The sequence below is a fragment of the Actibacterium sp. XHP0104 genome (assembly GCF_025751515.1).
In the GTDB taxonomy this organism is placed as follows: Bacteria; Pseudomonadota; Alphaproteobacteria; order Rhodobacterales; family Rhodobacteraceae; genus Actibacterium_D.
Genome location: NZ_JAOWLE010000004.1, coordinates 230,689 through 255,313, shown reverse-complemented (window position 1 = coordinate 255,313; position 24,625 = coordinate 230,689). Strand labels below are relative to the sequence as shown.

The window sequence follows — 24,625 nt, the reverse complement described above, 5'->3', positions numbered from 1 at the left end:
CGCGGCTGGCGTGTCTGCCCGCCGCGATCAGATCGCCTAGTCCTGGGCCTTGGCCCGCGGCGGCACCTGCACGACCTCACCGAAAATATCATCGCTATCGTCGCTTGCGGGCGCGGTATCTTCCGGCTCGGCATCGGGCGACGGCGCGTGGTCTTCGGGCGCCTCATTGACCGGCTCTGCCTCGACGGCCTCGACCACCTTGGTCGGGGCGGGCTTGGGCATCTCGGTCGGCCCGATGATCAGCGGCAGCATCTCCAGCGAATGCGGTAGAGCCTGCGAGGCGGCGGGCGCGGTCTTCCAGCTGAGCGTGTCAAAGCCCTTGCATTCATTGCAGACGGGCGCCCATCCGGCATGAACAGTGCCGCAATTGTCGCAGATCCACTGCGGGCCGCGCGATGCGGTCAGCGCCCGCGCCAGCCAGCCGCGCACCACGCTGTCATCGGCACCCTTACCGCGTTCGATTGCGGCCATCAGCGTCAGCGACCGTGCGGTCGGATCGGTTTCGATCAGATCGCCCAGCGCCTCGCGGGCGGCGGGGAAATCCTCGGCGGCGATATGCAGCTCTGCCATCAGCATCCGGGTCTCGGGGTGCTGCGGGCGGATCACGCTGAGGGTGCGGAACCGTTTGATGCGCTGCGCGGGGGTTTCGCCCGGCTCGATCTCGGCAAAAGCGGTGGCCAGGTCGGGGTGCGGCTGGGCATCCCAGGCCTTTTTCAGCACCCGCGTCGCATAGCGGTTCTTGCCCTTCTCGATATAGCTGCGCGCCGCCATCACCGCCGCCGGAATCAGGTCGGGCGACAGGCGGTTGGCCTCGATCGCGGCCTCGCGGGTCTCGATGCTGCTGTCTTCGTCCAGCACGGTCTTGGCCTCGGACAGGGCCAGCACCGCATCGCGGCGTTTGTGCACATCGCGCGGCAGGGCGCCATATTTCAGCTTGGCGTTCAGGGTGCGCCGGGCGCCGGTCCAATCGGCGTTCTCGGCCTGAAGGCGCAGCAGGATATCCTGGGTTTCAGTATGGGCGGGCTTCATCGAAAAGGCCTTTTCGGCCAGTTTCAGAGCCACATCCTTGTCGCCGTCTTCCAGCTTTTGCTTCATGATCCCGCGCACGCCGACAAAGCGGGTGCGGTCATCTTGCAGCAACAGCTTGTAGGTCTGTTCCGCCTTTTTGCGGTCGCCCGCCAGCTCTGCCGCCTGCGCGGTCAACAGGTTGGTCAGCTCGGGGCGGTTCAACAGCCGCTCGGCCTTGCCCGCTTTGGAGATCGCCTCGCGCCCATCGCCCGAGGCCAGCGCCATCATACCGTCGGCCAGCGCCTGGAACCCGCGCCGTTCACGCGAACGGCTGAAATAGCGGGTGATGGCGGTTTCGTCACCACTGATGAATTTCAGCACCGCCAGCAGCAGGCCCAGCAGTTTCAGCACCAGCCAGACCACAACCAGCAGCCCGCCCGCCACGATCACCGCCTGAAGCGGCCCAAGGGTGAATTCCCACCCGGCCAGCGCGATGCGGATGCCTTCCTGGCTTTCCATCAACAGGCCGGCACCGATGGTCAGAACGGCCACCAGCACGACAAACAGCAGGATCTTGAACAAGGACCACAGCATTCCGGTTCTCCCTTAGTTCAGGCTGGCCGCAAGGGCCTGGGCGCCGGTCAGGGCATCCAGCCGCAGCTGCGCCTGCGCGACCCAATCGGCCATGGCGGCCTGCCCGGCCTCGGGCAGGGTGGCGATCTCGGCCAAGGCGGTGGCCAGATCCCCGGTCGAAACTGCGGCCTCGGCACGTGACAGCACCGCGTCGGGGTCAGCCCCTTCGCGCGGGGTCAGCGACCGGGCGCCCACCTGCGACCGCAGGAACGAGCCAAGCCTGTCTGTCGCGCTATCGCCCATCTGCGCCTTGCGCGACGCGGCCAGGGCTTCGCGCGCAGACGGCACATAGCTGGCCTGCAACTGGGCCACGGTCGGCACGCCATCCTGCGCGGCCTGCGCCAGGGCGGGGCTAATCGCGGCGCCGTCAAAGGCCGACAACGCCCCGGCAAACCCGCCGCCGGTTTCCAGCGAGGCGTGGATGCGCATCATCGCGGCGCTTTGTTCCAGCGCGCGGGCATTTTCAGTGGCGGCGTTCAGCTCGGCCGAAGCGGCGCTGGCGGCCTGTTCAACCTCGGCGGCAAGGGCCTCGTTCCGGGCGCGCTGTTCGTCCAGCGCGGTGCGCATCGCGGCCAGTTCCTGATCATAGGCTGCGGCAGCCACGCCATCGCCACCACCGATGACAGCGGGGCGGGCCTCGACCTCGGTCAGGCGGTCGGACAAGGCCGAAACCTGGGCATCTATATCGGAGATCCGGGTCGAAACAGTCTCTATTTCGGCTGAAATGGCGGTTTGCAGCTGGGCGATCGCGGCCATAGCCTCATCCGATTGCGGGGCGGGGGCCGGGGCGGCCTCTAGCCCGTTCAGACGCTTTTCAAGCGCGGCAATCTCGGCCGCCTGGGCCTTGACGGCCTCATCGGAACCAGACCCCATCAGATCGGGGCCCAGGAATTGCGCCACACCAAACCCGATCGCCGCCGCAACGACGCCGCCAAGTGCGGTGGCCAGGAACCCGCCGCCAGACCCCGAGCTTTCGGCTTGCGGCTGGGGCGTCACGATGGGTGCAGGCGGCTCGTCGGGCGCGGAGTCTTCGGCCTCGGCCGTTTCCTCGGTATCAGTGTCCTCGGAGGGCTCATGATCGGCATCCTCGACGATCTCGGCCTCTTCGACCTCGGACATGGCCTCGGGTGCCGGATCGGGCTCTGCCGTCTGTTCGGTCACGGCATCTTTGCCTTCCGCGACAGCATCTGCATCCTCGGGCTGAGTTTTCTTGTCGGAATCAGTCACCAAGCCACCCCCTGAAATTCTTTGTTCCTACTGTCGCGGCACAGGCCCCGTAACACAAGCCTAGCCTTGTGCCTTTCAACCCTCAAGGCGGCCCGGCGCGGCAAATAGCGCCGTGATCGCCTGCAACATCGCCTCGGCATTGGGCTTTTGCGCGACCACCGCATGCCGGGGCGCGGGGCTCTCCCAGGCCTGCAACGCGGCTTCGCTGATCGCCACCAACACCAGCCCTGCCCGCGCATCCGCGCATCGCGCGCTCAGCAATCGCGCCGAACGGGGCGAAAAGAGTGGCAGCACAACCGGCCCGGCACCAGCCAGCGCATCACGCGCATTTCGGCTCAATTCCTGCGGAACTTGCCTGTAAACCACCTGTTCGTCGCACCGCAGCCCCGCTGCATTCAGGCGGGCGCAGATCTCGCCCCGCGCGTGCTCGCCCCGCAGATGCAGCAAGCGGCCCTTTGGCGCGATATGGGTCAGCGTGGCCACCAGCGCCTCGGCATCGCCGCCGCAGTCAACCGCCTGCAGCCCTGCCTCTTGCGCGGCGCGGGCGGTGCGCGGCCCGACGCAATAGGCCACAATCCGCTGCCCCGCGACCGCAGGCACCGCGTTGGTCGAACTGAGAATCACCGCCTCTGCCTCGGGCAGATTGTCTGCGGGCAGCGGCTCGATCCGCATCACGGGCGACAGGATGACCGGGGTGCCAGGCAACACGTCAGCCAGGCGCGCGGCAAATTCCTGGCCCTGCTCCCAGGGGCGCGTCAGGATGATCGGGGTCGGGCCTTGGGTCACGAATTGCCTGCCGGGATTGTGTGAAACCTTCCTCGGTGTTACCTGCCCAAGGGAAAGCGTGCAACGGTCGGGCCATGAACAAGCCACTGACAATACTGGGGTTGGAAAGCAGCTGCGACGATACCGCGGCGGCCGTGCTGCGCCATATCGAGGGTGAGCCGGCCGAGATCCTGTCGTCGGTCGTGGCCGGGCAGACCGAACTGCACGCAGCCTATGGCGGCGTCGTGCCCGAAATCGCCGCCCGTGCCCATGCCGAAAAACTGGATATTTGCGTGGAACAGGCTCTGATTCAGGCCAATCTGACCCTAGCGCAGATCGATGCCATCGCCGTGACTGCCGGGCCGGGGCTGATCGGCGGCGTGCTGTCGGGGGTGATGTGCGCCAAGGGGCTGGCTGCCGGCGCGGGCAAGCCGCTGATCGGGGTGAACCACCTGGCAGGCCACGCGCTTACGCCTCGGCTGACCGACGATTTGCGCTTTCCTTACCTGATGCTCTTGGTGTCGGGCGGGCATTGTCAGTTTCTTTTGGTGCGCGGCGCGCAAGATTTCACCCGTCTTGGCGGCACGATAGACGACGCCCCCGGCGAGGCTTTTGACAAAACCGCACGCCTGCTGGGCCTGCCCCAACCCGGCGGCCCCTCGGTCGAGGCCGAGGCCGCGCGCGGGGACGAGAGCCGTTTCAAATTTCCGCGCCCGCTGCTGAACCGGCCCGGTTGTGACATGTCATTTTCCGGGCTGAAAACCGCCCTGCTGCGCGCCCGCGACCAGATCGTTGACGAAAAAGGCGGGATTACCGTGCAAGACCGCACCGATCTGTGTGCGGGGTTCCAGGCCGCCGTGCGCGATGTTCTGGCCGAAAAATCGCGCCGGGCGATTGAGGAATACCTGACGCTTTCGCCCGCCGATCCGGTGTTGGCCGTTGCTGGTGGCGTCGCCGCGAATAGTGCCATTCGGGCCAAGTTAGAGACGATTTGCGCCGAGACAGGCACCCGTTTCGTCGCCCCGCCGCTAAGCCTGTGCACCGATAATGCCGCGATGATCGCCTGGGCGGGGGTTGAGCTGTATCGCGCTGGCCAGACCAGCGGCATGGATCTGGCCGCCCGCCCGCGCTGGCCACTGGACAAGACCAGCCCCGCAATGCTTGGATCGGGCAAGAAGGGGGCCAAGGCATGACACAGGGCATCGGCATCGCAGGCGCAGGCGCATTCGGCACGGCTCTGGCCATTGCGCTGGGCCGCGCGGGCACGCCCGTCACCCTGTGGGCTCGCGACGCCGATCACGCTGCCCGCATGCAACAAACCCGGCGCAACGCCGCGCGTTTGCCCGGTGTCGATCTGCCCGAAAGCGTCACTGTTACGGCTGAAATCGCAGATCTGGGCGGTCTGGATGCTATCCTTTTGGCCGTGCCGATGCAGGCCCTGGCGGGCTTTCTGGCCGACAACCGCGCGGTGTTCGACGGGCTGCCGCTGATTGCCTGTTGCAAGGGGATTTCCCTGCAAACTGGCACTGGGCCGACCGCGATCATCGCGCAGGTCTGCCCCGCCTCAGCCGCCGCGATCCTGACCGGGCCCAGCTTTGCCGCCGATATCGCGCGCGGGTTGCCGACGGCGCTGACGCTGGCCTGCGCCGACAGGGCCGCCGGCGCGCGGATGCAGGCCCTGCTGTCTACGCCTGTGCTGCGGCTTTATCGCAGCCCCGACACCACCGGGGCCGAGCTGGGCGGCGCGCTGAAAAACGTGATCGCGATTGCCAGCGGCATTGTCATCGGCGCCGGGCTGGGCGACAGCGCCCGCGCCGCCACGATGACCCGTGGATTTGCCGAGATGCAGCGCCTTGCAAAGGCGCTTGGGGCTGAAACAGAGACGCTTTCCGGCCTGTCGGGCCTGGGCGACCTGGTGCTGACCTGCACCTCGGAACAGTCGCGCAACTTTCGGTTCGGGCTGGCGCTGGGGCGGGGTCAAGGCTTTGATGCCAAGGTCACGGTCGAGGGCGCCTCGACCGCGCGCGCGGTGGCCAAGCTGGCGCGCGCGCGCGAAATCGACATGCCGCTGACCACGATGGTGGCGGCGGTTCTGGATGGAAACTGCACCATATCGGATGCCACGGGTGCGCTGTTGTCGCGCCCGCTCAAGGAGGAATGAATGCCGCTTTTTGCCGTGATCTGCCGTGACAAACCCGGCCACCTGGAGACCCGTAAAGCCAACCGCGACGCCCATCTGGCCTATCTCAAGGAAACTGGCGTCGTTCAGCAGGCCGGCCCGTTCCTCAGCGACGCGGGCGAGATGTGCGGCTCGTTGCTGATTCTGGATCTGGCCGACATGACCGCCGCCAATGACTGGGCCGCGGGGGACCCCTATGCCAAGGCCGGGCTGTTCGACAGCGTCACGATCCAGCACTGGAACCGGGTGATCGGCTGATGGCCTATTGGTTGTTCAAATCCGAGCCCAACACCTGGGGCTGGGATGACCAGGTTGCCAAGGGCGATGCCGGCGAGGAATGGGACGGCGTGCGCAACTATCAGGCGCGCAACAACATGCGGGCGATGAAGATCGGCGATCTGGGGTTCTTTTATCACTCGGTCAATGAAAAGCGCATCGTCGGCGTGGTCGAGGTGATCGCCGAGGCCCATCCTGACAGCAAGACCGATGACCCGCGCTGGGAATGCGTGGACATCAAGGCCGTGCGTGCGCTGGAAACCCCGGTGACGCTGGACATGTGCAAGGCCGATCCGCGGCTGGCCGATATGGTGCTGGTCAACAACTCGCGCCTGTCGGTGCAGCCCGTGACCGACGCCGAATGGCAGATCATCTGCGAATTGGGCGGGATTAGTGCCTGATCTGACATAAAATGGAGGGCCCCGGACCACCGGAACCCTCCATCCACCCCACGTGCTCCCATTGCACCACACGTGTTCTGTATAAGGGTCCGGCCATCCTGGCCTGACACAGGATTGATACGGCATTCGGGCACGCCGCGCAAATTCGAAATACCAAGAATTTAAGCTAAATCAGTATGTTAACGAAGCAGAAACGCAAACGCCCGCCACAATGGGCGGGCGCTGGGTCGGCTTTGGGTTGATCAGCCGTAGATCGACTCTTTGCCGAAATGCTTGGTCAGCATGTAATAGACCACGGCGCGGTATTTGTTGCGCTCGGACTGGCCATAGGTTTCGACGACCGAATTGATCGCATCCATCAGTTCGGGGCCGTCAGCCAGGCCCAGCTTTTTGATGAGGAAATTGTTCTTGACGGTTTCCAGCTCGCTTTCCTGCGAGGCGGCAACGGTCGAGGCATCGGCGTCATAGATCGCCGGGCCACAGCCGATGGTGACCTTGGTCAGCAGGTCCATATCCGGCGTGATACCGCATTTGTTTTTCAGGTCATCGGCATACTTTGCGATCAGATCGTCGCGCTTACCCATAAATTCTCTCCTACCTGTTGGCTTGACGCCGGTTTACTAGGCCTTTTGCAGCCTCGGACCAAAGACTAGCGGCTAGGCGGGCGGGCACAAAGGGAAAATATCGGCCGTGATTCCCCGTGCCGCAGGGTCATCATTGGGCGGGTTGGGGCCTTGTGTGCCTGTTTTTCGGGCGTCGGGCGAAAACTGGGCTTGCCGCGCCTATCGGGGAATTGTCATATCGAATGAAACGAAAACCCGGGACAGTGACACATGACCTCTTATCTCAAGACGACCCCCACCAAGGATGGCTATTTCGGTGAATATGGCGGCGCGATGCTGCCCCCGCCGCTGGAGCCGCATTTCAAAGAGATCCGTGAGGCCTATGAGAAGATCTCGAAATCGTCCGAGTTCATCCGCGACCTGCGCTATATCCGCAAGCATTTCCAGGGCCGCCCGACCCCGGTGTCGCATCTGAAGAACCTGTCGAACATGGCCGGCGGTGCGCAGATCTATGCCAAGCGCGAAGACTTGAACCACACCGGCGCGCACAAGCTGAACCACTGCATGGCCGAGGCGCTGCTGGCCAAGCATATGGGCAAGACCAAGCTGATGGCCGAAACCGGCGCCGGTCAGCACGGCGTGGCGCTGGCCACCGCGGCGGCCTATTTCGGCATGGAGTGCGAAATTCACATGGGCGAGATCGACATCGCCAAAGAGGCGCCGAACGTCACCCGGATGAAACTGTTGGGCGCGACCGTGGTGCCGGTGGGCTTTGGCGGGCGGTCGCTGAAAGAGGCCGTGGACAGCGCGTTCCAATCCTATCTGGGCCAGGCCGATACGGCGCTGTTCGCGATCGGGTCTGTCGTGGGGCCGCATCCCTTCCCGATGATGGTCCGCGATTTCCAGCATGTCGTCGGCATCGAGGCGCGCGAGCAGTTCATGGAAATGACCGGCCAGCTGCCCGACATGGTTGCTGCCTGCGTCGGCGGCGGATCGAACGCGATGGGCCTGTTTGCCGGGTTCATCGATGACGAAGACGTGGCCCTTTACGGGGTAGAGCCGCTGGGCACCTCGTCGAAGCTGGGCGATCACGCCGCCACCATCACCTTTGGCGAGGATGGCGATATTCACGGCTTCCGCACGATGGTGCTAAAGGACGAAAACGGCGAACCCGCGCCGGTGCACACCGTTGCCTCGGGCCTTGATTACCCCGGCGTCGGGCCGGAACACGCCTATCTCTATCGCACGGGCAAGGCCAACTATACCGCCTGCGACGACAAAGAGGCGCTGAACGCGTTCTTTGCCCTGTCGCGCCACGAAGGCATCATCCCCGCGCTGGAAAGCGCCCATGCCGTGGCCTTTGCCATGCGCGAGGCGCCCAAGAACCCGGGCAAGTCGATCCTGATCAACCTGTCGGGCCGGGGCGATAAGGATATCGACTATGTGACCGAGACTTTTGGCTTTGGCGAGGATCTCTGATCCCTAACCGCTGATATCAAACGCAAAAGGGGGCCAAGCGGCCCCCTTTTTCATTCTGTGTCGACGGTATCTTAGTACCGATAGTGTTCCGGCTTGTACGGCCCATCCACCGTCACGCCGATATAGTCGGCCTGATCGGGGTTCAGCTCGGTCAGCTTGGCGCCGACCTTGGCCAGGTGCAGGCGGGCGACCTTTTCGTCGAGATGCTTGGGCAGGATATAGACCTGGTTGTCATACTGATCGCCCTTGGTGAACAGCTCGATCTGGGCCAGCACCTGGTTGGTGAACGAGGCCGACATCACGAACGACGGATGCCCGGTTGCATTGCCCAGGTTCAGCAAACGGCCCTCGGACAGCAGGATGATGCGATTGCCCGAGGGCATCTCGATCATATCCACCTGGTCCTTGATGTTGGTCCATTTGTGGTTCTTCAGCGCGGCGACCTGAATTTCATTGTCGAAATGGCCGATGTTGCCAACGATGGCCATGTCCTTCATCGCGCGCATATGCTCGATGCGGATGATGTCCTTGTTGCCGGTGGTGGTGATGAAAATGTCGGCGCTGTCGACCACGTCCTCCAGCGTGATCACCTCGAACCCGTCCATCGCGGCCTGAAGGGCGCAGATCGGGTCGATCTCGGTGACCTTGACGCGCGCACCGGCGCCGCGCAGCGAGGCCGCGCTGCCTTTGCCCACATCGCCATAGCCACAGACCACGGCGACCTTGCCAGCCATCATCGTATCGGTGGCGCGGCGGATGCCATCGACCAGCGATTCCTTGCAGCCGTATTTGTTGTCGAATTTCGACTTGGTCACGCTGTCATTCACGTTGATCGCCGGGAAGGGCAGGTGGCCTTTCTCCATCATCTTGTACAGACGATGCACGCCGGTGGTGGTTTCCTCGGACACGCCCTGAATCATGTGGCGCTGTTTGACGAACCAGCCGGGGCTTTCCGCCAGGCGTTTCTTGATCTGCGCGAAAAGGGCGACCTCTTCTTCGCTGGTCGGGGTCTCGATCAGGTCGGTTTCGCCCTCTTCGACCCGCGCGCCGATCAGGATATACAGCGTCGCGTCGCCGCCATCGTCCAGGATCATGTTCGCGCCGCCCTCATCGAACATGAAGATCCGGTCAGCGTAGTCCCAATATTCCTCAAGCGTTTCGCCCTTGGTCGCGAACACCGGAATGCCCGCCGCCGCGATTGCCGCCGCCGCGTGATCCTGGGTGGAAAAGATGTTGCACGAGGCCCAGCGCACCTCGGCGCCCAGCGCGACCAGCGTTTCGATCAGCACCGCCGTCTGCACGGTCATGTGCAAGCTGCCCGCGATCCGCGCGCCTTTCAGCGGCTTGGCCTCGCCATATTCCTCGCGCAGGGCCATCAGGCCGGGCATTTCGGTTTCGGCGATATCCAGTTCCTTGCGACCGAAATCGGCCAGCGCGATATCCTTGACGACATAGTCCTGCGACATATCGCTTGCTCCTTGGGAATGTGCGTTTGGGGGCCACATAGCACCGGATCGGTGGCTCGACAATGCGTGCGGGCCGTGGCAGGGATTTCCGCAGGAGGAAAGACCATGAAACAACCGCGCGCATGGCAACGGATGCTGTCCGGTCGCAGGCTTGACCTGCTGGACCCGACCCCGGTGGATATCGAGATCGAGGACATCGCCCACGGGCTGGCCTTTGTCGCGCGGTGGAACGGGCAGACGGTTGGCGATTTCCCCTATTCCGTGGCCGAGCATTCGCTGCTGGTCGAACAGATTTTCAGCCGGATGAACCCCGATGCGCCGGTGAAATGGAAGCTGGCCGCCCTGCTGCATGACGCGCCGGAATATGTGATCGGCGACATGATTTCTCCGGTCAAGGCGGCGGTCGGCCCCGAATATGGCGCGCTGGATGACCGGCTGTCGGCGGCGATTCACATCCGGTTCGGCCTGCCCGCGGTGGTGCCGAAACTGGTGAAGCGCAAGATCAAGGCCGCCGACAAGGTGTCGGCTTGGCTAGAGGCCACGCAGATCGCCGGGTTCACCCGTGCCGAGGGCGACAAGTTCTTTGGCAAGCAAAACCCCGACCTGATTGCCGGGCTGACCCTGCACCTGCGCCCGCCGGTCGAAGTGCGCCGCGATTTCACCGCGCGGCACGAGGAGCTGCTGGCGCAGATGTAAGCCGTTCTTCCAAAGGTCGCCTCGGCGCCTCAACTGGGTCTATATCGACGCCGAACAGAGCCGTGTTAGCTTACCAGGGACCGGGCAAGCAGCACCGCATTGGCCGGGTTTTCCCCGATACGACGCACGGCATGGGGCCACCAGTCATGCCCGAACGGCACGTAAAGACGAATACGCTCGCCCCGCTCTGCCAGCGCGCGGGCGACGTCCTCGCGCACGCCAAGCAGCATTTCGAATTCGTAGTCGCCGGGCTGCCAGCCGTTTTCGCGGGCGCGCGCGATGGCAAACTCGTGCAGGTTGGTGTCATGGGTGGCGATGATCGGATAGAACCCCGCCTCTTTGGCCTGGGGGGACAGCATCATCGAGATCAGCTTGCGCGAATTATCCTTGATCTCTGCGCGGCTTTGGAACGCGATATCGGCGTTGGCGGCGAAAGCGCCCTTGACCAGCCGCACCTTGCTGCCGCGCAGGATTTGCGCGCGCAGGTCGGCCTCGGTTCGCCGCAGATAGGCCTGAAGCGTCAGGGCCGTCGGATAGCCCCGGTCCTGAACCAGGTTGTGAATGCGGATTGTCGGGTCATTCAGCGAGGCGTCTTCCATGTCGAACATCAGGCAATGAACCTGGCCGGCGCTGATTTCGGCCCCGCGCCCGATCTCGGCGGCGATCTTGAGGGCGCGCTCTTCGACCAGCGCGGGGTCGACATGATGACCGATCTGCGTCGGATCGACAGACACGTGAATATCAAGCGCCGTTTCCGACAGGGCGCGGGCCACGTTCAGCTTGTTCTCGACGTTCTCTTCGACCCGGTCCAGCGTGTCGACATATTCGCCCATGTAGAACAGCGAACTGCGGACACCCTGTTCGGCCATAAGGGCCTGGGCGCGCCGCACCCCATCCTGCACGGATTTGCCCGAGACATATTTCTCGGACAGAAAAGACGTCGCGCGCGAGTTTTGCATGAAGGTCTTGATCCGGGGCGAGCGCGCCATGGCGATCATCCCGCTTTGCCAGGCTTTGCGAAGCATACGGTCCTCTCTTTCCCAATCCTGCGGCCAGGAGCGGAAACACTGTTACGTCACAATAGGGCGCACCCTAGCGCGGGCTGCGTTTGGCCAGGATGCGTTGCAGCGTGCGGCGATGCATGTTCAGCCGGCGCGCGGTTTCCGAGACGTTGCGGTCGCATTGCTCGTAGACGCGCTGGATATGTTCCCAGCGTACGCGGTCGGCCGACATCGGGTTTTCGGGCGGCGGCGGCAGCAGCTCGCCGTTCGCCAGCAGCGCGGCGGTGATCTCGTTCGCATCGGCGGGTTTGGCCAGGTAATCGGTGGCGCCGATCTTGACGGCAGCGACGGCGGTGGCGATCGCGCCATAGCCGGTCAGCACCACGATCTTGGCGTCGGGCCGGTTCTCGCGCAGGGTTTCGACCACGTCCAGGCCGTTGCCATCTTCAAGCCGCAGGTCGATCACCGCATAGGCGGGCGGACGGGCGGTTGCGATGGCCTTGCCGGCCGCGACGCTTTCGGCGGTTTCGGGCTCGAACCCGCGCTTTTCCATGGCCCGCGCCAGGCGTTTCAGGAACGGCTCGTCATCATCGACCAGCAGCAAAGACCGGTCTGGCCCGATATCCTGCACCTCACTGTCGGCCATGCCGCACCCTCCAAACACATTCAGTATTTGGAAAGGTTCTAATTAGTTGCGTGCGAGGCGTCAATTTATCCGCGCGTTATTGCGCATCCATGAAACAGGCCACCCGGTCGGCCATCTGCTGGGGCGAGTCGTCACGGCGAAAGAATTCGACGAAGCCCTCTTGCGGGAAAACCAAGTAGGTAAAGGTCGAATGGTCGACCAGGTAATATTCGGGGTCACCGCCCTCTTCTTTCTTGAAATAGGTGCGATAGGCTTGCGACGCGGCCTTAACCTGTTCGGGAGAGCCGGTCAGCCCCAGCATGCGCGGATGCATGTAGTCGGTAAATTCCTTCATCTGCTCGGGCGTATCGCGCTCGGGGTCGATCGAGATAAAGATCGGGTTCACCGTCTTGCCCATCGCATCCAGCAGGTCGACCGCCTCGGCGTTGCGGGCGTTGTCGGCGGGGCAGACATCGGGGCAGAAGGTATAGCCGAAATACAAAAGCGTCGGCCCGGTGATGACATCGGCATCGGTGACGGTCACACCGTTTTCGTCGACCAGCGTGAACGGCCCGCCGATCGTGCTGGTACCGCCAGCAACTTGGCCACCCCGGCATTCGGCATATTTGTCGGCCGGCGCCTTAAGCGCCGTCCAGGCATAGCTGCCCACCAGAAAGGCCACCGCAACGATAGCCGCCAAGATTGCATAGGTCCGTGTCATGCCAAAGCTCCTGCCGTCATTTGCGCGCATTGATCCACCGAAGTCAGAGGATATACAAGGTTACGACTTGTCACATGGGGGCGGAAATGACGGAATCCAGCGCGATCGGCCTGCTTGCCCCCGGTGAACGCAGCCAGTGGATCCGCCTGCGCACGCTGATCTGGCTGCGCTGGGTGGCGATCACGGGTCAGATCGTGGCGCTGGGTGCGGCCTATGCCCAGTTCGGGTTGCGGCCGCCGCTGGGGCCGGTTTGCGCCGTGATCGGCGCCGCGATGATCGTGAACCTGGCGGCGATTTTTGTCTATCCGCCCAACACCCGCCTAACCCGGCGCGGCGCGCTAAAGACGCTGTTGTTTGATCTGGTGCAATTGTCGGCGCTCCTGTTCCTGACCGGCGGGCTGAACAACCCCTTTGCCCTGCTGGTGCTGACGCCGGTGGTGATCTCGGCCATGGCGTTGGGGCAGCGGTGCACGCTGATCCTGGCGACCAGTGCGGGCGTGTTGATCACCGTGATGATGTTCGTCTTTCTGCCACTGGAAAACGCGCGCGGGGTGGAACAGAACCTGCCAGATATTTTCCGGTTCGGGTTTTGGGCCGCAATCGTGATCGGGGTCGCCTTTCTGTCGGTCTATGCCAACCGCGTCACGTCCGAGATCAACTCGATGGCCGACGCGTTGCTGGCCACGCAGATGGCCCTTGCGCGCGAGCAAAAGCTGACCGATCTGGGCGGTGTCGTCGCCGCCTATGCGCATGAGCTGGGCACCCCACTTGCCACGATCACCCTGGTCAGCAGCGAGCTGGCCGAAGAGCTGTCGGACGACCCCGATCTGCGCGACGATGCCCAACTGATCCGGCAACAGGCCGATCGCTGCCGCGACATTCTGCGGTCGATGGGGCGCGCGGGCAAAGATGACCTGCACATGCATTCCGCGCCGCTATCGGCTGTGGTGACCGAAGCCGCCGAGCCGCACCAGTCGCGCGGCAAGACCGTTATCATCGAAGACGCGCCCGCCAATTCCGGCACCCGCCAACCCGTTATCGCGCGCCGGCCCGAAATCATTCACGGGCTTCGGAACCTTGTTCAAAATGCCGTCGATTTCGCCGCCAGCACCGTCTGGGTCGAAATGCAGTGGTCGGATCACCACATCGGGGTTCGGGTGATGGATGACGGCCCCGGCTATGCGCCGCAGGTGCTGGAACGCATCGGCGACCCGTTCATGCGCAAGCGCGCCGACACCCGCCCCGGATACGAGGGCATGGGGCTGGGCCTGTTCATCGCCAAGACCCTGCTGGAACGCACCGGCGCCGAGCTGAGCTTTGCCAATGGGCGCGACCCGGCCCATGCCCGGCCCGGCGATCCCGGCCCGACCGGCGCGGTGGTCGAGGTGATCTGGACCCGCTCCGATATCGCTGCCTCGGGGCCCGACACCGCCGAGAACCTGCCGATGACGCCATAACGGTTAACCGGGGCTTAACCATTCCCACGCAAAGTCGCACAAGCTGCTTTTGGGAAGACTGCCATGACCCTGGATTGGACCTTTGCGTTGATCATCGCCACCACCTCGGTGCTGACCGTGCTGACCGCCCTGCTGGCCGCCAGCTATCTGCCGCGCTGGGCGGTTCGGCGCTCGGATGCCGGGCTGACCGGGCAGCGCGCCAGCGAGGCGGTGTTCCTGTTCGACCGGCACAAACTGGTTGATGCCACGCCCAGCGCGCGGCAATTGCTGAACGCCGCGCCCGCCGGGCCCAGCGACTGGTCGCGGCTGGTGCAGCTGCTGACCCCGCATTTCCCCGCCTTCCAGCGTGAAATCGCACAGCTGGAACAAACCGGCCGCACCGAGCTGACCACTCCGCATGGCGAGGGTCGGCTGCTGGCCACCTGGGCGCGGGGCCTGGCGCGGATTACCCTGTCGGATACCTCGGGCGGCGACGTGTCGGCCGCGCTCGACAGCCAGTGCCTTGCCGCCCAAACGGCCGAGCTGAACACCCTGCGGCGGGTCGTGGCGCATATGCCGGTGTTGGCCTGGCAACAGGATGCGCAGGGCGATGTCGTCTGGGCCAACCACGCCTACCTGTCGCGCGCCGAGGCGCTGCAAGAGGGTGATGATGCGCTGGTCTGGCCCCTGCCCCGGCTGTTCGAGATGCCCGGCGATGCCCCGGCGCCGCGCCGCCTGTCGCTGACCACCCCCGATGGCCAGACGCAATGGTATGACTGCACCGCTCTCGATCAGCCCGACGCGCCGATGTTCTTTGCCCAGCAGGCCGACGCGCTGGTCAGCGCTGAAACCGCGCTGCGGAACTTTGTTCAGACCCTCAGCAAAACCTTTGCCGATCTGCCGACCGGGCTGGCGATCTTCAACCGCGCGCGCAATCTGGTGATGTTCAACCCGGCGCTGGTCGACCTGACCCATCTGGGGCCCGAGTTCCTGGCCGCGCGGCCCTCGCTTTACGAATTTCTCGACAAGCTGCGCGAGAACCAGATGATCCCGGTGCCGCGCGACTACAAGACCTGGCGCCGCGAGATGGCCGAGCTGGAAGAGGGCGCGGCCTCGGGCGAGTATCAGGCCACCTGGACGCTGCCCTCGGGGCTGACCTATCGCGTCACCGGGCGCCCGCATCCCGACGGGGCCGTGGCCTTTCTGTTTCAGGATATCAGCGCCGAAATCTCGCTGACCCGCCGGTTCCGGGCCGAGCTGGAAATGGGCCAGGCCGTGCTTGATAGCCTGGACGAGGCCATCGCCGTCTTTTCACCCGCCGGCATTCTGGCCATGTCGAACGAGGCCTATGTGCGGCTGTGGGGGCACGATCCGTCGACCACGTTGGGTGACGTCAATATCCGCGATGCCACGCGCCTGTGGCAGGACAAATGCGTGCCCTCGAACATGTGGGCCGACGCGCGCGATTTCATCGCCCATATCGGGCCGCGCTCGCCGCGCGCCGAGACCGTGCGCCTGTCGGACGGGCGGGCGCTGAATTGCCGGATTCAAGCCATCGGCGGGGGTGGCACGCTGATCGCATTCCGCGCGATGGCGCCGGTTGAACCCAGCCCTGCCTGATCGCGCTTGCGGGCGCGCGGGGGGGCGTTAAAACTGTCGGCCATGACCGCCGCATTCGCCCATTCGCTGACCCTGCCCCTGCCCGAGGACACCGCCGCGCTGGCCGCCTGTATCGCGCCGCGCCTGGGGCCGGGCGACGTGCTGTTGCTGCAGGGGCCGATCGGCGCGGGCAAGACCCATTTCGCCCGCTCGCTGATCCAGCACCTGCTTGCGCAGGCCGATGCGTTCGAAGACGTGCCCTCGCCCACCTTTACCCTGGTTCAGACCTACGAGGCCGGCGATCTGGAAATCTGGCATGCCGATCTTTACCGCCTGTCACACCCCGATGACGTGATCGAGCTGGGCCTGATCGACGCGTTCGAATCCGCGCTATGCCTCGTGGAATGGCCCGACCGGCTGGCCGACCTGACCCCGCCGGGCGCGCTGGTGCTTGGCTTTGCCGCCAATGCCGATGACAGCCGTGCGCTGACCATCGCGTCAGACGACCCGCGCTGGGCCGCGACCCTGAAAGGATGCCTTGATGACACAGCGTGACGCGCAAGCGCGGGATTTCATCGCGCGCGCAGGTTGGGGCGATGCCAGCGTCGCTCCGCTGGCCGGCGATGCCTCGAACCGGCGCTATGATCGCCTGACCCGGCCCGATGGCACCACGGCCGTGCTGATGGATGCCCCCACCAACAAGGGCGAAGACGTGCGCCCCTTTACTCGCATTGCTCGCCATCTGTGCGATCTTGGCCTGTCGGCCCCGCGCATCCTGGCCGAGGACACCGCGCAGGGCTTTCTGCTGCTGGAAGACCTGGGCGATGATCTTTTTGCCCGCGCGGTCAAGCGCGACCCCGCGCTGGAAGACCCCATATATGCCTGCGCCACCGATCTGCTGGCGAAGCTGCACGACCACCCTGCCCCGACTGACCTGCCCGCTTATGATCCGCCTCTGATGGCCAGCCTGTCGGCGCTGGTGCATGACTGGTATCTTCCCGGTGCCGACCAACCCACCAGCGCGCAACAAAAACAGGCGTTTCAGGCCGAGATAGAGACTGTTTTAACCGATCTTGCCCCCGAAACGCCCGTGCTGATTCAGCGTGATTATCACGCCGAAAACCTGCTGTGGCTGCCCGATCGCGACGGGGTTGCGCGGGTCGGCCTCTTGGATTTCCAGGACGGTATGGCTGGCCACCCGGCCTATGATCTGGTGTCTCTGCTAGAGGACGCGCGCCGCGACGTGCCGCTCGCTCTACAGCGCGCGATGCTGACCCGCTATATCGCCACCACCGGCCAGCCCGACGACCGGTTCCGCGCCGCCTATGCCGCGCTGGGTGCCCAGCGCAACCTGCGGATCATCGGCGTCTTTGCGCGGCTATGTATTCGCGACGGTAAGGCGCATTATGTCGACCTGATGCCGCGGGTGTGGTCTTATCTGATGCAAGACCTCGACCACCCCGCGCTGGCCGGGCTGAAACAAACCGTGCTGGCCACCCTGCCCGCCCCCACGCCCGAAATCCGCGAAAGGATAAAGTCGAAATGCAAGACCATCCTGACGCGGTGATGCTGTTCGCCGCCGGGCGCGGCACCCGCATGGGCGCGCTGACTGCCACCTGCCCCAAGCCGCTGATCAAGGTTGGGGGCAAGACGCTGATCGACCACGCCCTGACCCAGATCGACGCGCATGGCCCGGCGCGGATCGTGGCGAACACGCATCATCTGGGCGATCAGGTCGCCGCGCATCTGTCCGACCGGCCCGATATCGCGCTGTCGGATGAATCTGATAACCTTTTGGAAACCGGCGGCGGGCTGCGCAAGGCACTGCCGCTGTTGGGCGCGGGGCCGGTTTTCACCGTGAATTCCGATGCGGTCTGGACCGGCCCGTCGCCGCTGACCACACTGGCCCGCGCCTGGAACCCGGCCAAGATGGACGCGCTGTTGCTGCTGATCTCGGCCGATCGCGCGCTGGCCCATGCGGGCGAGGGCGATTTTTCGATGGATGACGCGGGCCACCTGACGCGCGGCCCCGGCTATGTCTATACCGGCGCCCAGATCATCCGCCCCGAGGGGCTGGCCATCATCCCCGACCCGGCGTTTTCGCTGAACTTGCTGTGGGATTCGATGCTGCTGGACGAACGCGTGTTCGGCGTGGTTCATCCCGGCGGATGGTGCGATGTCGGCCACCCCGAGGGCATCGAGATCGCGGAAAAGATGCTTGCGGATGGTTAAGCTGTTTACCGAGCCCGGGCCGCGTCTGTTTGGCCTGCCGCCCGGCGCGGACTTCCCCAAAAACCTGCTGATCGGGCTGGAACAGAGACTGAAAAATGCCCCGCCCGAGGATTGGGGTCGGGTCGAAATCATCGTGAACACGCAGCGGATGCGGCGGCGGTTGATCGAGCTGCTGGCCGATGGCCAGCCGCGGATTCTGCCGCGCATCCGGCTGATCACCGCGCTTGGCGACATGGCGGAACTGCCCGCTGCGGTGCCAGCCCTGCGGCGGCGGCTGGAGCTGGCCCAGTTAATCGCCCGCCTGCTGGATGCCCAACCCGACCTGGCACCACGCGCCTCGGCCTTTGATCTGGCCGACAGCCTGGCCGCCCTGATGGATGAAATGCAGGGCGAGGGCGTCGGCCCCGAGGCGCTGCATCAGCTTGACCTGTCGCACCTGTCGGCCCACTGGGCGCGCAGCCGCAGCTTTATCACGCTGGTCGAACAGTTCTTTGGCGACGAGGCCCGCATGGCCCCGGACCGCGAGGCGCGCAATCGCCTGGCGGCCGAAATGCTGGCCGACCGCTGGAAGCAAAACCCGCCCCAGCATCCGATGATTGTCGCGGGCTCGACCGGGTCGCGGGGCGCGACCGCGCTGTTCATGGCGGCCGTCGCGCGGCTCCCGCAGGGGGCGGTGGTGCTGCCCGGGTTCGATTTCAACCTCGGCGCCCCGGTTTGGGACGGCATGGCCGATGCGCTGACCGCCGAGGACCACCCGCAATTTCGGTTTCGACGGCTGGCCGACATGGTCGAGCTGCATCCGACCGACACGCGGGCCTGGGTTGAGGCCAAAACAGAGCCTAACCCGGCCCGAAACCGCCTGATTTCGCTAGCGCTGCGCCCCGCGCCCGTCACCGATCAATGGCTGGACGAGGGCCGCAATCTGACCGATTTGGCCGAAGCAACCGACGGGTTGACCCTGATCGAGGCGCCGTCGCCGCGGGATGAGGCCCTTTCGATCGCGTTGGCCTTGCGGCAGGCGGCCGAGGCGGGGCAGACGGCCGCGCTGATCTCGCCCGACCGGATGCTGACACGTCAGGTGACCGCCGCGCTTGATCGCTGGGGGGCTGAGCCCGATGACAGCGCCGGCACGCCGTTGCACCTTTCCGCGCCTGGACGCCTGTTGCGTCAACTAGCCGAGCTGCGCGGGCGGGTGGCGACTTCGGATGCGGTGCTGGCCGTTTTGAAACATCCGCTGACCTGTTCGACCCCGCAGTCTCGCGGGCCACATCTGTTGGCCACGCGCGAGTTGGAATTGCAACTGCGTCGCAATTCCGTGCCCTTTATCGACGCCGATATACTGACGGCCTGGGCCGGGGCGAACCCGACAATCGAGGGCGTCGCCGCCTGGGCGGCATGGTTGGGTGAGCTGCTGAACGGGCTGTTTTCTGCCGGAACAGAGCCGCTTTTGACCCAGATCGACCGGCATATCGCACTGACCGAATGCTGCGCCGCCGGCCCCGACGGGCAAGGCGCGGGCGGACTGTGGGACAAGGCGGCGGGCGAAACCACGCGCGCGGCGATTGCCGCGCTGCGCGACGAGGCCGGGCATGGCGGCGAGATGACCCCGCGCGAATACGGCGATCTGCTGCGCTCTATTCTGACCGGCCAAGAGGTGCACGACCCGCTGCGCCCGCACCCCGGCATCCTGATCTGGGGCACGCTTGAGGCCCGCGTTCAGGGCGCCGATCTGGTGATCCTTGGCGGGCTGAACGAGGGCAGCTGGCCGCAACTGCCTCCGCCCGATCCGTGGCTGAACCGCGACATGCGCGCGCGGCTGGGCCTGTTGCTGCCCGAACGGCGTATCGGCCTTGCGGCGCATGATTTTCAACAGGCGGTGGCGTCGCGCCAGGTGATCCTGACCCGCGCGATCCGGGATGCCGAGGCCGAGACTGTGCCGTCGCGCTGGTTGAACCGGATGACCAACCTGCTGGACGGGCTGGAACGCCAGGGCGGCAAGGATGCGTTGGCCGAGATGCGCCGGCGCGGAGCTGATTTGATGGCGATGGCCGCGCGACTGGATGAGCCCGCCCAGCGCATTCCGCCCGCCCGCCGGCCCGCGCCGCAGCCGCCCACAGGCGTGCGGCCCAAACGCCTGTCGGTGACGCGGATTCAGACGCTGATCCGCGACCCTTATGCGATTTACGCGCAATATGTGCTGGGGCTGCGGCCGCTTGATCCGCTGGCGCGGCAGCCCGAACCGCGGGTGCGCGGCACGATCTTGCACAAGGTGTTCGAAGAATTCCTGCGTGCCGGCGTTTCGCCCGACCGCGACATCGCCCGCGCCGACCTGTTGGCCATTGCCGACCGCGTGTTTGACGCGCAAGCGCCCTGGCCCGCGACACGGCAAATCTGGCGCGTGCGGCTGGAGCAGGTCATCGACCATTTCCTGACCGAAGAATACCAGCGCCAGGAGATTGGTAAGCCCGCTTTGCTGGAAGAAAGAGGCTCTGTTACACTGCAAAACGGGTTTGTTCTTAGCGCCGAGGCCGACCGGGTCGACCAGCGCGATGACGGCACGCTGGCGATCTTCGACTACAAATCGGGGCAGCCGCCGTCGCCCAAACAGGTCAAGCTGTTCGACAAGCAGCTGCTGCTAGAGGCCGCGATTGCCGAGCGCACCGGCTTTGGCGATCTGCCGCCGTCACCCGTCAGCCATGCCGCCTATATCGGGCTGGGTTCAAAGCCCGGCGAGGGCAAGAACCAGCTGGAACCGGGCGCGGCGGATGAAACCCTGGCCAAGCTGGGGCAGCTGATCGACCGCTATGGCGAACGCGCGCAGGGCTATGTATCGCGCCGGGCGGTGATGGCGCGGGCCGAGACCCATGATTACGACCACCTTGCCCGTTATGGCGAATGGGATGAGACCGACGACCCCGAACCGCAGGAGGTGGGCGATGCGACGTGATGCCGCCAGCGAACGCCAGGTTCAGGCCGCGCGGCCGGAGTGCTCGACCTGGCTGTCGGCCAATGCGGGCTCGGGCAAGACTCGGGTTCTGACCAACCGGGTGGCGCGGCTGTTGCTGAACGGGGTCGAGCCGCAGCAGATCTTGTGTCTGACCTATACCAAGGCCGCCGCCAGCGAGATGCAGAACCGTCTGTTCCAGCGGCTTGGCGAATGGGCGATGCTGGATCAGCGCGATCTGATCAATCGGCTTGCGGATCTGGGCCTTGATCACCGGCCCGATGACGCCACGCTGCGCCGGGCGCGGCAGCTGTTCGCCCGCGCGATCGAGACGCCCGGCGGGCTGAAAATTCAGACGATCCACAGCTTTTGCGCCGCGATCCTGCGCCGCTTTCCGCTAGAGGCGGGGGTTTCACCGCAATTCGTCGAAATGGACGACCGCGCCGCGCAGCAATTGCGGGCCGAGATCGTTGACGAGATGGCCCAAGGCGCCGATGCCGGGGCGCTGATCGCGCTGGCGCGGCATATGGGCGGGGCCGATATCAACGCCCTGACCGCCGAGATCGCCAGTCGCCGCGCCGATTTTCCGACCGCACCCGATGCGGCTGCGATCTGGGCCGCGCATGGGCTGCCCGCCGATCTGGATGAGGCCGGCGTGTTGTCGCGGGTGTTTTTGGGGTCAGAGGAAAGCCTGTTGTCGCAACTGGTGCCGGCGCTGCTGGCGGGGTCGTCGCTGGACGTCAGGGCGGGGGCGGCTCTGGCTGGTGTTCGCGCACCGTTTGGCCTGGCGGACCTAGAGGCGCTCGAAGGGCCTTTCCTGACGGGTAAATCCGCGAAAACACCGTTTGGAGCCAAGATAGGCTCTTTTCCAACAAAGGATACCCGCGCCGGTCTGGCCGGTCTGATGCCGCAGATCGAGCAGTTGATGCAGCGCGTCGCCGATACGCGGCCGCTGCGGCTGGGGCTGATGTCTGCGCGCAAGACGCTGGCCCTGCATCAGTTCGCCGCGCCGTTTCTGCGCCGTTATGATGATCGCAAGCTGCGTCATGGCTGGCTTGATTTCGACGACCTGATCCTGAAAACCCGCGCCCTGCTGACCGACCCCGATGTCGCCGAATGGGTGCTGTTCAAACTGGACGGTGGCATTGATCACATCCTGGTCGACGAGGCGCAGGACACCAGCCCGCTGCAATGGCAGGTGATCGACCTGCTGAGCCGCGAATTCGCCGCCGGGCAGGGGGCGCGCGACGACATTCAGCGCACGATCTTTGTGGTGGGCGACAAGAAACAGTCGATCTACAGCTTTCAGGGCGCCGATCCTGATGGGTTTGATCAGATGTGCGACCATTTTCACGCGCGCTTGCCTGCGGATACGCCGCTGGTCACGACTCAGCTGGAATATTCCTTCCGCTCGTCGCCCGCTATTTTGGGCGTGGTCGACAACACGTTTCACGAAAACGCGCGGCGCGGCATTGGCGATGACATCCTGCACCGCGCGTTTAACGCTGACCTGCCGGGGCGCGTCGATCTGTGGGCGCCGTTCGACAAATCGGGCAGCGACGACCCCGAAGATTGGGAAGATCCGCGCGATCTGCTGTCGCCCGAGCATCACGTGGTGCGACTGGCCAATCAGATCGCGGCGCAGATCGCCCATATGATCGAGAACGAAAGCCTGGCCGACAAGGATCGCGGTCGCCGGCCGCTGCGGGCGGGCGATGTGCTGATCCTTGTGCAGCGGCGCAGCGAGCTGTTTCACGAAATCATCCGTGCCTGCAAATCCGCCGGCCTGCCGGTTGCGGGGGCGGATCGGTTGAAAATCGGGGGCGAGCTGGCGGTCAAGGATCTGACCGCGCTTTTGGCCTTTCTGGCCACGCCCGAAGATGACTATGCGCTGGCCTGCGCGCTGAAGTCGCCGCTCTTTGGCTGGGACGAGGCGATGCTGTATCGGCTGGCAGCGGGGCGGGGGCGCAGCTATCTGTGGGCGGCGCTGCGTGACGCCGATTGGGCCGGGACAGAGACTGTTTCGATGCTGTCAGCCTTGATGCGCGATGCTGATTTCCTGCGGCCTTATGACCTGATTGAACGGGTTCTTACCCGCCATGATGGCCGCCGCCGCCTGATCGCGCGGCTGGGCGAAGAGGCCGAAGATGGCATCGACGCGCTGTTGTCTCAGGCGCTGGCCTATGAGCGCAGCGAGGTTCCCAGCCTGACCGGATTCCTAACCTGGATGCAGTCGGGCGAGGTCGAGATCAAGCGCCAGCCCGACAGCGCAGGCGACCGCATTCGGGTGATGACGGTGCATGGGTCAAAGGGGCTTGAGGCGCCGGTGGTGATCTTGCCCGACACCGCGAAGCGCGAGATCAAGATTCAGGATCATCTGCTGGCAAATGACGATGCGGTGCTGTGGAAAACCAACGCCGAGGACGCGCCGCCAGCAATCGAGGCCGCGATGGGCGCCTTGCGCGACAAGCAGGAAGAGGAACGCAACCGGCTGCTTTACGTCGCCATGACCCGGGCCGAACAATGGCTAATCACCTGCGCCGCCGGCGAGCTGGACAAGGGCAATAGCTGGTATGAACGCGTGGCCGAGGGGATGCAGCGCAGCGGCGCGGTGGTGCATGAGTTTGCCAACGGGCCGGGGCTGCGGCTGGAATTGGGCGATTGGTCGGGGGCCGCCGAAACGGCCGCGCGCGACACGCCGCCCGCGCCCGAACTGCCCGGCTGGGCGCGGCAACCGGTGCCGACGCCCGAGCGCCCGCCACAGCTGGTATCGCCGTCCGATCTGGGCGGCGCAAAGGCGCTGCCGGGCGAGGGCGAGGGCCTGCCCGAAGATCAGGCCAAGCTGCGCGGCACTCATTTGCATCTGTTGTTGGAGCATTTGCCAAATCACCCGCCCGAGCAGCGCCCCGCGCTGGCCCGCCGCCTGATCGGAGCAGAGGCACCGCCTTGGTTTGACGCGATTTACGCTGAAACAGAGACTATTTTGACCGCGCCACACTTGTCCCATGTGTTTACACCCCATGCGCTGTGCGAGGTCGAGATCACCGCGCATCTGCCCGGATTTGACGCGCCAATCCTGGGCGCGATCGATCGGCTGATCGTCGGGCCCGATCATGTTCTAGCCATTGACTACAAATCAAACGCCGTGGTCCCCGGCCGGCCCGAGGATGTGCCGGGCGGGATTTTGCGGCAAATGGGGGCCTATGCGGCCGCGCTGGAACAGATCTATCCGGGCCGCCGGATCGAGACCGCGATCTTGTGGACGGCGACCGCCCAGCTGATGACGTTGCCATCACAACTCGTTGCAGTGGCGCTGCGCGACGCAACGACATCTTGACGTTAGGCGGGGCGCTCCATAGGTTTTCGGCAACTTA

The 24,625-nt window shown here is 65.0% G+C and carries 21 protein-coding genes; 13 read left to right on the top strand and 8 right to left on the bottom strand.

Going from position 1 to position 24,625, the window contains the following annotated elements; all coding sequences use genetic code 11:
- Positions 1-36: 36 nt before the first annotated feature.
- The 3 genes from OE856_RS08890 to OE856_RS08880 form a co-directional block, all read right to left on the bottom strand.
- On the bottom strand, positions 37-1,602 hold the full coding sequence (locus tag OE856_RS08890; RefSeq protein WP_263715724.1) for a heme biosynthesis protein HemY: 1,566 nt from the start codon (positions 1,600-1,602) through the stop codon (positions 37-39).
- 12 nt (positions 1,603-1,614) lie between these two features.
- Positions 1,615-2,868, bottom strand: coding sequence for a hypothetical protein (locus tag OE856_RS08885; protein ID WP_263715723.1), 1,254 nt, complete (start codon positions 2,866-2,868; stop codon positions 1,615-1,617).
- A 75-nt stretch (positions 2,869-2,943) separates the two neighbouring features.
- Positions 2,944-3,654: a uroporphyrinogen-III synthase gene (locus tag OE856_RS08880; protein WP_263715722.1), complete on the bottom strand. Its 711-nt coding sequence runs from the start codon at positions 3,652-3,654 to the stop codon at positions 2,944-2,946.
- A gap of 74 nt (positions 3,655-3,728) precedes the next feature.
- Between OE856_RS08880 and tsaD the strand changes: the two genes are divergently transcribed.
- The 4 genes from tsaD to OE856_RS08860 are packed head-to-tail and all read left to right on the top strand — an operon-like array spanning position 3,729 to position 6,489.
- Positions 3,729-4,826, top strand: coding sequence for a tRNA (adenosine(37)-N6)-threonylcarbamoyltransferase complex transferase subunit TsaD (tsaD, locus tag OE856_RS08875; protein ID WP_263715721.1), 1,098 nt, complete (start codon positions 3,729-3,731; stop codon positions 4,824-4,826).
- Positions 4,823-5,794 carry an NAD(P)H-dependent glycerol-3-phosphate dehydrogenase gene (locus OE856_RS08870; protein ID WP_263715720.1) on the top strand — a complete coding sequence of 324 codons (972 nt, stop codon included), beginning with the start codon at positions 4,823-4,825 and terminating at the stop codon, positions 5,792-5,794. The genes tsaD and OE856_RS08870 overlap by 4 nt, the downstream gene beginning before the upstream one ends.
- On the top strand, positions 5,795-6,070 hold the full coding sequence (locus OE856_RS08865; RefSeq protein ID WP_263715719.1) for a YciI family protein: 276 nt from the start codon (positions 5,795-5,797) through the stop codon (positions 6,068-6,070).
- Positions 6,070-6,489: an EVE domain-containing protein gene (locus tag OE856_RS08860; protein ID WP_263715718.1), complete on the top strand. Its 420-nt coding sequence runs from the start codon at positions 6,070-6,072 to the stop codon at positions 6,487-6,489. Before OE856_RS08865 ends, OE856_RS08860 begins: the two co-directional genes overlap by 1 nt.
- A 242-nt stretch (positions 6,490-6,731) precedes the next feature.
- Here the strand turns inward: OE856_RS08860 and OE856_RS08855 are convergent, their stop codons facing one another.
- Entirely contained in the window at positions 6,732-7,073 is a 342-nt protein-coding gene (locus OE856_RS08855) for a DUF2853 family protein (RefSeq protein WP_263715717.1), read from the bottom strand.
- 249 nt (positions 7,074-7,322) lie between these two features.
- Here OE856_RS08855 and trpB point away from each other — a divergent pair, with 249 nt between their 5' ends.
- Positions 7,323-8,531, top strand: a complete 1,209-nt coding sequence (trpB, locus tag OE856_RS08850; protein ID WP_263715716.1) for a tryptophan synthase subunit beta — start codon at positions 7,323-7,325, stop codon at positions 8,529-8,531.
- A gap of 71 nt (positions 8,532-8,602) precedes the next feature.
- Here trpB and ahcY read toward each other — a convergent pair whose 3' ends face one another.
- Positions 8,603-9,997: an adenosylhomocysteinase gene (gene ahcY, locus OE856_RS08845; protein ID WP_263715715.1), complete on the bottom strand. Its 1,395-nt coding sequence runs from the start codon at positions 9,995-9,997 to the stop codon at positions 8,603-8,605.
- Between the two features lie 105 nt (positions 9,998-10,102).
- Between ahcY and OE856_RS08840 the strand changes: the two genes are divergently transcribed.
- Entirely contained in the window at positions 10,103-10,693 is a 591-nt protein-coding gene (locus tag OE856_RS08840; RefSeq protein WP_263715714.1) for an HD family hydrolase, read from the top strand.
- A gap of 65 nt (positions 10,694-10,758) precedes the next feature.
- On the opposite strand, the gene OE856_RS08835 is transcribed toward OE856_RS08840, so the two are convergent.
- From OE856_RS08835 to OE856_RS08825, 3 genes are all read right to left on the bottom strand, one after another.
- Complete coding sequence (locus OE856_RS08835) at positions 10,759-11,718, bottom strand: proline dehydrogenase family protein (protein WP_263715713.1); 960 nt, start codon at positions 11,716-11,718, stop codon at positions 10,759-10,761.
- Positions 11,719-11,785: 67 nt separating this feature from the next.
- Positions 11,786-12,340, bottom strand: coding sequence for an ActR/PrrA/RegA family redox response regulator transcription factor (locus OE856_RS08830; RefSeq protein WP_263715712.1), 555 nt, complete (start codon positions 12,338-12,340; stop codon positions 11,786-11,788).
- A gap of 76 nt (positions 12,341-12,416) precedes the next feature.
- Entirely contained in the window at positions 12,417-13,040 is a 624-nt protein-coding gene (locus OE856_RS08825) for an SCO family protein (protein ID WP_263715711.1), read from the bottom strand.
- Between the two features lie 86 nt (positions 13,041-13,126).
- On the opposite strand from OE856_RS08825, the gene regB reads away from it, so the two are divergent.
- The 7 genes from regB (at position 13,127) to addA (ending at position 24,588) form a co-directional block, all read left to right on the top strand.
- Positions 13,127-14,497, top strand: coding sequence for a sensor histidine kinase RegB (gene regB, locus OE856_RS08820; protein WP_263715710.1), 1,371 nt, complete (start codon positions 13,127-13,129; stop codon positions 14,495-14,497).
- Positions 14,498-14,560: 63 nt separating this feature from the next.
- Positions 14,561-16,096 (top strand): PAS-domain containing protein, encoded by a 1,536-nt coding sequence (locus tag OE856_RS08815; RefSeq protein WP_263715709.1) that lies wholly within the window; start codon positions 14,561-14,563, stop codon positions 16,094-16,096.
- A 42-nt stretch (positions 16,097-16,138) separates the two neighbouring features.
- Positions 16,139-16,630: a tRNA (adenosine(37)-N6)-threonylcarbamoyltransferase complex ATPase subunit type 1 TsaE gene (tsaE, locus tag OE856_RS08810; RefSeq protein WP_263715708.1), complete on the top strand. Its 492-nt coding sequence runs from the start codon at positions 16,139-16,141 to the stop codon at positions 16,628-16,630.
- Positions 16,617-17,642, top strand: coding sequence for an aminoglycoside phosphotransferase family protein (locus OE856_RS08805; RefSeq protein ID WP_263715707.1), 1,026 nt, complete (start codon positions 16,617-16,619; stop codon positions 17,640-17,642). Before tsaE ends, OE856_RS08805 begins: the two co-directional genes overlap by 14 nt.
- Positions 17,618-18,307, top strand: coding sequence for a nucleotidyltransferase family protein (locus OE856_RS08800; RefSeq protein WP_263715706.1), 690 nt, complete (start codon positions 17,618-17,620; stop codon positions 18,305-18,307). Before OE856_RS08805 ends, OE856_RS08800 begins: the two co-directional genes overlap by 25 nt.
- Entirely contained in the window at positions 18,300-21,254 is a 2,955-nt protein-coding gene (gene addB, locus OE856_RS08795) for a double-strand break repair protein AddB (protein ID WP_263715705.1), read from the top strand. The genes OE856_RS08800 and addB overlap by 8 nt, the downstream gene beginning before the upstream one ends.
- Positions 21,244-24,588 carry a double-strand break repair helicase AddA gene (addA, locus tag OE856_RS08790; protein ID WP_263715704.1) on the top strand — a complete coding sequence of 1,115 codons (3,345 nt, stop codon included), beginning with the start codon at positions 21,244-21,246 and terminating at the stop codon, positions 24,586-24,588. The genes addB and addA overlap by 11 nt, the downstream gene beginning before the upstream one ends.
- The last annotated feature ends 37 nt before the right edge of the window (positions 24,589-24,625 follow it).

What these genes read in the sequence shown, in the direction of transcription:
- OE856_RS08890 (WP_263715724.1), bottom strand. Translation starts at nt 1,602, where the DNA reads ATGCTGTGGTCCTTGTTCAAGATCCTGCTGTTTGTCGTGCTGGTGGCC.
- tsaD (WP_263715721.1), top strand. Translation starts at nt 3,729, where the DNA reads ATGAACAAGCCACTGACAATACTGGGGTTGGAAAGCAGCTGCGACGAT.
- OE856_RS08870 (WP_263715720.1), top strand. Translation starts at nt 4,823, where the DNA reads ATGACACAGGGCATCGGCATCGCAGGCGCAGGCGCATTCGGCACGGCT.
- OE856_RS08865 (WP_263715719.1), top strand. Translation starts at nt 5,795, where the DNA reads ATGCCGCTTTTTGCCGTGATCTGCCGTGACAAACCCGGCCACCTGGAG.
- OE856_RS08860 (WP_263715718.1), top strand. Translation starts at nt 6,070, where the DNA reads ATGGCCTATTGGTTGTTCAAATCCGAGCCCAACACCTGGGGCTGGGAT.
- OE856_RS08855 (WP_263715717.1), bottom strand. Translation starts at nt 7,073, where the DNA reads ATGGGTAAGCGCGACGATCTGATCGCAAAGTATGCCGATGACCTGAAA.
- trpB (WP_263715716.1), top strand. Translation starts at nt 7,323, where the DNA reads ATGACCTCTTATCTCAAGACGACCCCCACCAAGGATGGCTATTTCGGT.
- ahcY (WP_263715715.1), bottom strand. Translation starts at nt 9,997, where the DNA reads ATGTCGCAGGACTATGTCGTCAAGGATATCGCGCTGGCCGATTTCGGT.
- OE856_RS08840 (WP_263715714.1), top strand. Translation starts at nt 10,103, where the DNA reads ATGAAACAACCGCGCGCATGGCAACGGATGCTGTCCGGTCGCAGGCTT.
- OE856_RS08835 (WP_263715713.1), bottom strand. Translation starts at nt 11,718, where the DNA reads ATGCTTCGCAAAGCCTGGCAAAGCGGGATGATCGCCATGGCGCGCTCG.
- OE856_RS08830 (WP_263715712.1), bottom strand. Translation starts at nt 12,340, where the DNA reads ATGGCCGACAGTGAGGTGCAGGATATCGGGCCAGACCGGTCTTTGCTG.
- OE856_RS08825 (WP_263715711.1), bottom strand. Translation starts at nt 13,040, where the DNA reads ATGACACGGACCTATGCAATCTTGGCGGCTATCGTTGCGGTGGCCTTT.
- regB (WP_263715710.1), top strand. Translation starts at nt 13,127, where the DNA reads ATGACGGAATCCAGCGCGATCGGCCTGCTTGCCCCCGGTGAACGCAGC.
- OE856_RS08815 (WP_263715709.1), top strand. Translation starts at nt 14,561, where the DNA reads ATGACCCTGGATTGGACCTTTGCGTTGATCATCGCCACCACCTCGGTG.
- tsaE (WP_263715708.1), top strand. Translation starts at nt 16,139, where the DNA reads ATGACCGCCGCATTCGCCCATTCGCTGACCCTGCCCCTGCCCGAGGAC.
- OE856_RS08805 (WP_263715707.1), top strand. Translation starts at nt 16,617, where the DNA reads ATGACACAGCGTGACGCGCAAGCGCGGGATTTCATCGCGCGCGCAGGT.
- OE856_RS08800 (WP_263715706.1), top strand. Translation starts at nt 17,618, where the DNA reads ATGCAAGACCATCCTGACGCGGTGATGCTGTTCGCCGCCGGGCGCGGC.
- addB (WP_263715705.1), top strand. Translation starts at nt 18,300, where the DNA reads ATGGTTAAGCTGTTTACCGAGCCCGGGCCGCGTCTGTTTGGCCTGCCG.
- addA (WP_263715704.1), top strand. Translation starts at nt 21,244, where the DNA reads ATGCGACGTGATGCCGCCAGCGAACGCCAGGTTCAGGCCGCGCGGCCG.